A 1,452-nucleotide genomic window follows, 5' to 3' on the forward strand; every position below is an offset into this window, starting at 1 on the left:
ATAGAAAAACAGTCGAAACAGGGGGTTAATGTATATTTTTCAATTTGCAGAAGGTCCAAAACTAAGAAAAAGTGAACTACCTCGTTCCCGCGCTCCGACGCGGGATCGCAAAATAGCCTGCGGCACGAGTAGAGATGTACAGGCATGCATCTCTACAGACCCATAAATCATCATTTACCAGTTTAGGATAAAACCTGTTCCTTTGCGATCCCGCGTCGGAGCGCGGGAACGGGATAGCTCACTTTTGGCAAATAATGAATTAATTTATCCCCAATGATTAGCAGGTGAGCCCTTTTCCCGGTCTGTCGCTGCTGCCTGAGCCGCCAGTCAACGGAGCCTCTTCTTGATTAAAAAGATACAAATCGTATCAAGCGGAGGCTCCGCTGAAACCCAAAAAAACATTTTGTTACTTTTCCCATTGCTAAGGTAGGATTATTCCTTGAAAATAAAGGAATAAAAGGAGTTTATTTGTTCGTTTTTTTATAACTTGCAGAAGTTTCGAACCTTTGAATTCTATCGGCTTATGAAAACTCTAAAATTTATCTTCTATTTGTCTTTATTTTGCGTTGGGTTTACGAATGCTTTTGCCCAGATAGAGACACGTTTTTTTCCGGAGTGGTGCCGATCTCTTCCGATCCGCGGAGTTGTAATATCCGGTTTACCAGTTCGGGCCGGGACTGTCTATTCGACTACAACAGTCGATCTTAGTAATTCGAAGGCGGGATTTTATCTCGTCAAAATCAAAGATTCAACTTATAAAATAGTTTTGCAATGAGAAAAGAAAATGTTAATTTAATAATGCTCCTCTGCCTGCTGCTCTCGTTTTGCAGCGGGTTTACGTCCTGTGGGGACGACGATGAGGAAGAATATGATCCTTGCGCCCCGTTCGAGGTGGCGTTGGAAAAGGCGGATCCGTTTTATACGGAATCCAATACGCTTTATGACGTAACTAATATGTATGGAGATCTGTTGATACGAAAGGTAGACGGTAAGAAACAATATAGGATTTGTTATCGGCTTCAGGATGGTTCTGAATTGTATGTTTGTCCTGTCAATTTACCGGAGGCTTCGTTTCCGGAGTCTCTGTTACCGGATAATGTTTATGAAGATCCATATGGCATGATAGCACATATTAGGTTCTCCGGCGAAGTGAAGCCTTGCTTAGAGGGAATGGAGTATAATCCGATCGTATTGACCTATGCGGAAATAATTCTTACTTGTATTACTTAATTCGGTCTAACCTGTAAAATAGTTTTGCAATGAGAAAAGAAAATGTCAATTTAATAATGCTTCTCTGCCTGCTGCTCTCGTTTTGCAGCGGGTTTGCGTCCTGTGGGGACGATGAAGAGGAAGAAGAATATGATTTTTATAAGCCGTTCGAAGTGTCATTGGAAAAGGCGGATGCGGTTTATTTGGAATCCAATACGCTTTATGGTATAACCAATATGGAGG

Annotated in this window: 2 protein-coding genes; both read left to right on the plus strand. The window is 41.7% G+C overall.

The window, feature by feature from the left end; translation table 11 throughout:
• Positions 1–771: 771 nt before the first annotated feature.
• A complete protein-coding gene (locus tag DWU89_RS20370; protein WP_147292170.1) occupies positions 772–1,230 on the plus strand; it encodes a hypothetical protein in 459 nt (152 codons plus the stop codon).
• Between the two features lie 29 nt (positions 1,231–1,259).
• Positions 1,260–1,452: hypothetical protein (locus tag DWU89_RS20555; RefSeq protein ID WP_147292171.1), on the plus strand; the 193-nt coding region annotated here is incomplete at its 3' end.

The sequence above is a fragment of the Parabacteroides acidifaciens genome (genome assembly GCF_003363715.1).
Lineage (GTDB): Bacteria > Bacteroidota > Bacteroidia > Bacteroidales > Tannerellaceae > Parabacteroides > Parabacteroides acidifaciens.

What these genes read in the sequence shown, in the direction of transcription:
- DWU89_RS20370 (WP_147292170.1), top strand. Translation starts at nt 772, where the DNA reads ATGAGAAAAGAAAATGTTAATTTAATAATGCTCCTCTGCCTGCTGCTC.